This is a genomic window from Verrucomicrobium sp. 3C, from assembly GCF_000379365.1.
Taxonomy (GTDB): Bacteria; Verrucomicrobiota; Verrucomicrobiia; order Methylacidiphilales; family Methylacidiphilaceae; genus Methylacidimicrobium.
On the sequence record NZ_KB901875.1, the window covers coordinates 1,253,587 to 1,260,350 of the forward strand.

The following is a 6,764-nucleotide window of genomic DNA, read 5'->3' on the forward strand; positions in this document are numbered from 1 at the left end:
ATGTTGGAGCGCCTCATCGAATGGAGCGGCCGCAATCCGTTCTTGGTGAGTGTGCTGGCCGCCTTTGGCCTCACCTGGGGAATCGTGGCTTTGCGGAGCTCTCCCTTGGACGCCGTTCCGGATCTCTCCGACGTTCAGGTGATCGTCTATACGGAGTGGACGGGGCGGAGTCCAACGCTCGTGGAGGATCAGATCACCTATCCGATCTCGACGCTCTTCATCTCGGCGCCGAAGGTGAAGTTTGTCCGCGGAGAGTCGATCTTCGGGAAGTCGTTTGTCTACGTTATCTTCGAGGATGGCACGGACATCTATTGGGCCCGGTCGCGCGTGCTCGAGTACTTGAATTCGGTTCGCGGCCGATTGCCGGAAGGGGTCAGCCCAACCTTGGGGCCGGATGCGACGGGCGTTGGCTGGGTCTATGAATACGCGCTCGTCGACGAGTCGGGAAGCCACGACTTGGCCGAGCTTCGCTCTTTCCAGGACTGGACGCTCCGCTATGCCCTGGCGTCCGTCCACGGCGTTTCGGAGGTGGCGAGCGTCGGCGGTTATGTCCGCCAATACCAGGTGAACCTCGATCCCGACAAGCTGGTGGCCTACGGTGTGCGCTTCTCCGAAGTCGTCGACGCGGTTCGTAAGGGTAACCGCGATGTGGGTGGGAAGAGCTTCGAGGTCTCGACCATGGAGTATTACATTCGCGGGCGGGGCTACTTTCAATCCCTTGCGGACGTCGGAAGCGTGGTCGTGCGCACCGACCCGCAGGGCTTTCCCATCCTGGTCCGCCAACTGGGGAGCCTCACCCTTGGGGGAGACTTGCGGCAAGGGCTAGTGGAGTTCGGCGGAAAGGGGGAAACGGTTGGGGGGATCGTCGTGATGCGCTACGGCGAAAATGCCCTGCGGGTGATCGACGGAATCAAGAAAAAGCTGAAGACCCTCGAGGGCTCTTTCCCTTCCGGAGTCCGACTGGTCCCCACCTACGACCGTTCCGAGCTCATCCATCGCTCGATTCGCACCCTTTGGAAGAAGTTGATCGAGGAGAGTCTCGTGGTCAGCCTGGTCTGCATTCTCTTCCTTTGGCACGTACGCAGCGCCCTAGTGGCGATTCTGCTTCTCCCTGCGGCAATCGTCCTCTCCTTCATACCTTTCAGCAGTCTGCGCCTGACGGCGAATATCATGTCGCTGGGAGGAATCGCCATCGCGATCGGGGCCATGGTCGATGGAGCCGTCATCATGGTGGAAAATGCCCATAAGCAGTTGGAGGAGGCCTGGGAGAAGAGCGGGAAGGATCCGCGTGGAGAGGAGCGGCTCCGAGTGCTGCTTGCTGCCGCGAAGATGGTGGGCCGTCCCCTCTTCTTCTCTCTCCTCGTGATCACGGTTTCTTTTGTTCCCGTCTTTGCTCTTGAGGCTCAGGAGGGCCGTCTCTTTCGTCCCCTGGCCTTCACTAAGACCTTTGCGATGTTTTTCGCGGCTCTGCTCTCGGTAACGCTGGTTCCCGTGCTGATGCTCTGGTTCATTCGGGGACGGATCGTTCCGGAAAGGCGCAACCCGCTCAACCGGCTGCTTCTTGCCTTCTACGATCCAATCCTCCGGTTCGTCCTCCACTATCGAATTCCGGTGCTTCTCCTCGCCGTTGCGGTGCTGGCCTCGACTCTCTATCCGATCTCCCGCCTGGGCGCGGAGTTCATGCCTCCGCTGGGTGAGGGAACCCTGCTCTACATGCCGACCGCCGTGCCCGGGGTGGCGATTGCGGAGGCCGCTCGGATCCTCCAGACGCAGGACCGGATCATCGCCCGAATGCCTGAGGTCGCTACCGTCTTCGGAAAGGTAGGGCAGGCGGACACGGCGACCGACCCCGCCCCTCTCTCGATGACCGAAACGGTGGTGACTTTCCGGCCGGAAAGCCAATGGCGCAAAGGGATGAGTTGGGACAAACTGGTCGCGGAGCTGAATCGACAGCTCCAGTTCCCGGGAGTGGCGAACATCTTTTGGATGCCGATCCAGACCCGCACGGAGATGCTGACGACCGGCTTCCGGTCAAACCTGGGGATCAAGATCTTTGGCTCGGACCTCAACGTGATCCGCGACTTGGGCGAGAGGATCGAGCGCACTCTTTCCGGGTTTCCCGACACCCGGAGCGTCTTTGCGGAGCGGGTGGAAGGGGGCCGATACCTGGACATACAGGTTCGCCGCGAGGCGTTGGCCCGTTACGGATTCACGGTCGAGGATGTCAACCAAGCGATCGAGGGAGCGATTGGCGGGAACACCGTGACCGTTACGGTGGAGGGCCGGGAACGATATCCCGTGAGCGTCCGCTACAATCGAGACTTTCGACAGGACCCGCTAGCGCTCTCTCGGATCCTGTTGGGCGCGGCTCCTGCGACCGTTTCGGTCGAAAGCCCGTCCCGGAGCTCGCCATCAGAGCCGATTTCCGGCGTCCAGGTCCCTTTGGGAGAACTGGCGAACATTGAGTTTACCTTCGGCCCTCCCGAGGTTCGGAGCGAGAACGCCCAGCTCGTCGGCTTTGTCTTTGTCGATAGCACGGCCAAGGATCTCGTCGGCTATGTTCGAAAGGCGGGCGCGCAGATCGCCCGCAATGTCGCTTTTCCTCCCGGATACTACGTCGAGTGGGCCGGTTCTTATGAATATTTCCTTCGCGCGAAGCAGCGCCTTTTTCTCCTCATCCCGCTCACCTTGGTGATTATTGTTGTTTTGTTGCATCTAAACACGCGGTCGATGGGTCGAACCTTCCTAGTGTTGCTCGCCGTCCCCTTTTCCCTGGTAGGCGCCTTTTGGTTCCTCTACTGGCTCGGCTACAACCTAAGCGTAGCGGTGGCTGTAGGACTGATCGCGCTGGCCGGCCTCGACGCGGAGACGGGGGTGATCATGGTTCTCTATCTCGACCATGCGTATGAAGAGCGGAGCCGTGAAGGGAGAATGCGGTCGCGCGCTGATCTGTGCGCGGCGATCGAGGAGGGCGCTCTCGGTAGAATCCGCCCGAAGATGATGACCATTTGCGCGATTTTCTTCGGTCTTCTCCCCATCCTCTGGAGCCAGGAGACCGGGGCGGACGTCATGAAGCGGATCGCCGCACCAATGGTCGGCGGGATCGTGACCTCGGGAGTGCTCGAACTGCTCATCTACCCGATCCTCTACTTCCTTTGGCGCGGCGGCGGTCTGTCAAGAGGAGATGAGCCTTCCGAGGCGAGACCGAGCTCGGTTCGGCTGTGAAACAGGCTCGGTCTTGAGGCGAGGGCCGCAGAGCCTCAAGAGGCCCAACGGCCTTTCCCGATCGCAACGAGCGAATCCCCGTTTCTTGTCGCTTCCCGAACCCGGATCCGATTGCAGCAGGCGGCCGAAAATCTCTGGCGGCGGTAAAGCTTTGAACTCGCAGGCTAAGGAACGGTAGAAACACGAGACAATCGGCGTGACAAAATTTTATCTCCTCGGCTTTTGCATTGCCTTTCTCATCGGGTTGACCGGAGTCGGAGGGGGCACCCTTACGGTTCCCATCCTCCTCTTCCTTGGGATCGAACCGGCTGTAGCGGTCGGCGTCGCTTTGGGATTCTCGGCGTTGATCAAGATCCCGAGCTGCCTCATCTACTTTTTAAAGAGGGATATCAATCAGCAGATTCTGCTGCTTCTCATCCTTGGGGGAATTCCCGGTGTCGTGGCCGGCTCCTTCCTGCTCGCTCATGTTTCACAAAAAGGCCATCTCGGCTCCCTCCTCTTGCTCGTCATCGGCCTGACGGTCGTTCTCTCCTCCCTGCTCAACCTCTGGTTTACCCTGACGGAGCATCGTCTCCATCTCCACCGCTATTTGCGCTGGTTGCCGGCCTTGGCCTTCTTCATTGGACTCGAGGTCGGCTCCTTTTCCGCTGGTGGTGGAGCTTTGGGGAGTCTTCTCCTTCTGACTCTGACCAAGCTTGCGCCGAGCGAGGTGGTGGGGACGGACATCGCTTTCGGCATGATTCTATCCCTGGTTGGAGGGGGCATTCATGCCCATCAGGGGACGAGCGACGCGCACCTGATCTATGCCATGGTGGGAGGCGGGGTATTGGGAGCCATCGGAGGCTCCTATGCCTGCACCATCATTCCCAAGAAGCCTGCCCGAGTCTTTCTACTTGTCTGGTTGATCTTCGTCGGAGCGATGGTGGCGCTGCGCGCGATCCGATAAAACAGAGGATCGCGCGCAGCGCCTCGGCTACGAAATTTATGAGAAATGGCGACTAGATGACAGCCGTCGGAACCAGATACCAATAAAGCTTGTTGAACGCGATCTTCTGGAGATGGCGAAATTCATCCGGTTCATTCACCGCCGGCGGATGAGAGTAATCAAAATCCAGAATGGTTGCCTTCCCATATCCTGCGTCGATAAAGCAGGTGACGTGCCCATTATAGGTTGCTTTCCCGGGTGGGGGCTCCTGCCGATGGATCGCAGCCTCTATCTGATCCACGACCACCGGTGCCTCGAAATGGGCGGTGCTCCCCGCTTTGCTGATGGGCAGGTCGGTCGTATCGCCCAGTGCCCAGACATTGGGAAGGCCGTTCACGCGGAGCGTGTTGCGATCGGTCTTCACCCATCCGTCGTTGTCTGCCATCGGGTGTCCTCGGAGAAAGGGCGCTCCCTTATGGGGCGGGGTCATCACCAGGATGTCGAAAGGAAGCTCGGTCCCTTCCAGGCTCTTGACGACCTTCTTTTCGGCGTCAACGGCCTCGAGATTGAAAAAAGTCTCCGCGCGGATGGAACGGCGCTCGAAAAGAGCCCGAACCACGGGGACGACGCTGGGGATCTGGAAGACGTCGTTCAAGGGAAAGGTGTAGACGATCTCGGTATTGGAGCGGATCCCCTTGTGGGTGAGAAAGGCTTCGGCAAGAAGGGTGAACTCGAGGGGAGCCACCGGGCACTTGTAAGGGATTCCGCCCACTCCTACGACGAGGCTTCCCCCTTCGAATTCGCTGAGCTTATGGTAGAGACGATAGGCCGCCTCGGGCGTATAGAAATGATCCGCGCCGGCGACAAATCCCTCCACTGCTTCCGGGCAGGGAACGGAGCCGGTGGCAATGACCAGATAGTCGTAGGAAATAGTGTCCCCTTTTGCAGTACGGAGCGCCTGCTTGTCGGGAAGCCATTCGGAGATCGTATCGATCCGTAAGCTGACTTTCGGGTTGAGCAACTTGCGCTCGGAGCGCGCGATCTTTCTCGGGTCCTCCTCGCCGAACGGGATGTAGAGCTGCGCAGGCTGGTAGTAATGGAGAGGAGAATCGCTAACGACTTCGACCGATGCATCTTCGGCCCGCAACCGGTGGGCTAACCGGTTGGCCACGATCGTTCCCGCGGTTCCGCCTCCCAGAATCAGGATTTTTTTCATGACGCTCCTTTCTTTCTCTTGAGGAACCGACCGCCCGAGAGAGGCGGCAATCTTCCCAGCTAGTGGTTCTTGCGGCAGAGGATACGAGTCGCTCCGGCTGTCACCTCTTCCATTCCGACCAGTTCGTAGCGGGCCTTCTGGATCCAAGCGGGAATGTCTTTTTTGCTTCCCTCGTCGCCGGAAATGACCGCGACGACGTCACCCACCTTCGCCGAGCGCACCAAGCGAATCATTTCCATGAGGGGTCCTGGACAAAAACTCCCTCGCGCATCGCTCTCTTTGGTGATCTTTATCCCATCCATACGTTCTCCCTTTGTTTCTCTGTTGGCACCATCCGAGATCGGCTGGTTCTTCTTCTAGAGAAAAATGATCTGCCCGTCGGACGCTTCCTCGACGAAATGGGCGACCCCCACGATCTCGCTCACGATCGGCTCGAGATCCTCGAGCTTGATGGAGAGGAGATCCATCGTGAGCCCGCAGGCTTTCACCTTGACGTTGCCGATATCCATGGCGCTCTGGAGAGTCTCAAGCCAATTGGGTGCCTTTTTTGCCTCCAAGACTTGAAGAAACTGTGCCCCATAATCCTCGCAATCCTTACTGATGCGGCGGTTCTGCTTCCAATCCCCCTTGCGGAGGGCAAAGAGGCCGTAAAAGGTGGCAAAGATAGTCACTTCCTTCTGCATGGCAGCGGCGCCGGAGGCGATGATCGAGGCCGCCATGAGCTTATCTACTGTGCCGGAGAAGAGGACGATCGACAATTTCTCACTCATAAGAGCCTTTCCATAAGGATTGAGGGGCGGCGTACGTCTTGACATTACAATGTCGGCAAAGAGAACCTTCCCGGTCAAGCACGAAGTTTGTGCCTGTCGTAGCACAATAGAAATGTCCCCTTTTTCTCCACAGTAGAAATGTCCCCTTGGTTACGAAGTTACGTTTTTGGTGGATACTGCACGGCTGTTTGCCATTTGAAGGGTCGCTTCCATGGGTGGGAGGGAGGAGGATTGACCACTCTCCGGCTAGTCGGAGAATGGCTCGGCGGCACGGGTCGCTGCTTGGGTTTTGGCGCAGGCCTGCCAGCGATCTCGGTGAAACGCAGCGGCCGATTCCGATAGAGGATGACTAGCTTTCCTTCTTGTTTTTCCCGGACCGTCACGCGGGTTTTTGCTGGCGCGTAATGACGGCTTTGCCGCTCCAGCTGGAAGAAGCGGGTTTGGTAACGGACCACCCAATCCGCGCCGACCACGCGCTCCTCTTCCAGGCAGAAGGCCTCGGCCAGCTCCCGCGCGCTGGGACGCCGCCGGTGATAGTCGGCTGCCGAAGCTGCTGCTTGCGCATAGCGCCGGTTATGGGCGGGCAAGTAGGTTTCCGCAAGATAGCGGTTGGCTTCTTCGTAACTGC

5 protein-coding genes and 1 pseudogene are annotated in these 6,764 nt (G+C 59.0%); 2 read left to right on the forward strand and 4 right to left on the reverse strand.

What is annotated here, in order from left to right; genetic code table 11:
- Both A37A_RS0106740 and A37A_RS0106745 read left to right on the forward strand, forming a co-directional pair.
- A complete protein-coding gene (locus A37A_RS0106740; protein ID WP_018290760.1) occupies nucleotides 1-3,225 on the forward strand; it encodes an efflux RND transporter permease subunit in 3,225 nt (1,074 codons plus the stop codon).
- Between the two features lie 196 nt (nucleotides 3,226-3,421).
- Complete coding sequence (locus A37A_RS0106745) at nucleotides 3,422-4,171, forward strand: sulfite exporter TauE/SafE family protein (protein ID WP_018290761.1); 750 nt, start codon at nucleotides 3,422-3,424, stop codon at nucleotides 4,169-4,171.
- Nucleotides 4,172-4,223: 52 nt separating this feature from the next.
- Here A37A_RS0106745 and A37A_RS0106750 read toward each other — a convergent pair whose 3' ends face one another.
- From A37A_RS0106750 to A37A_RS16240, 4 genes and pseudogenes are all read right to left on the reverse strand, one after another.
- Entirely contained in the window at nucleotides 4,224-5,366 is a 1,143-nt protein-coding gene (locus tag A37A_RS0106750; RefSeq protein ID WP_018290762.1) for an NAD(P)/FAD-dependent oxidoreductase, read from the reverse strand.
- A 59-nt stretch (nucleotides 5,367-5,425) separates the two neighbouring features.
- Nucleotides 5,426-5,668, reverse strand: coding sequence for a sulfurtransferase TusA family protein (locus A37A_RS0106755; RefSeq protein WP_018290763.1), 243 nt, complete (start codon nucleotides 5,666-5,668; stop codon nucleotides 5,426-5,428).
- 54 nt (nucleotides 5,669-5,722) lie between these two features.
- Nucleotides 5,723-6,136 (reverse strand): DsrE/DsrF/DrsH-like family protein, encoded by a 414-nt coding sequence (locus A37A_RS0106760; RefSeq protein WP_020494130.1) that lies wholly within the window; start codon nucleotides 6,134-6,136, stop codon nucleotides 5,723-5,725.
- A gap of 158 nt (nucleotides 6,137-6,294) precedes the next feature.
- Nucleotides 6,295-6,764 (reverse strand): annotated as a pseudogene (locus tag A37A_RS16240) (hypothetical protein); the annotation flags it as partial.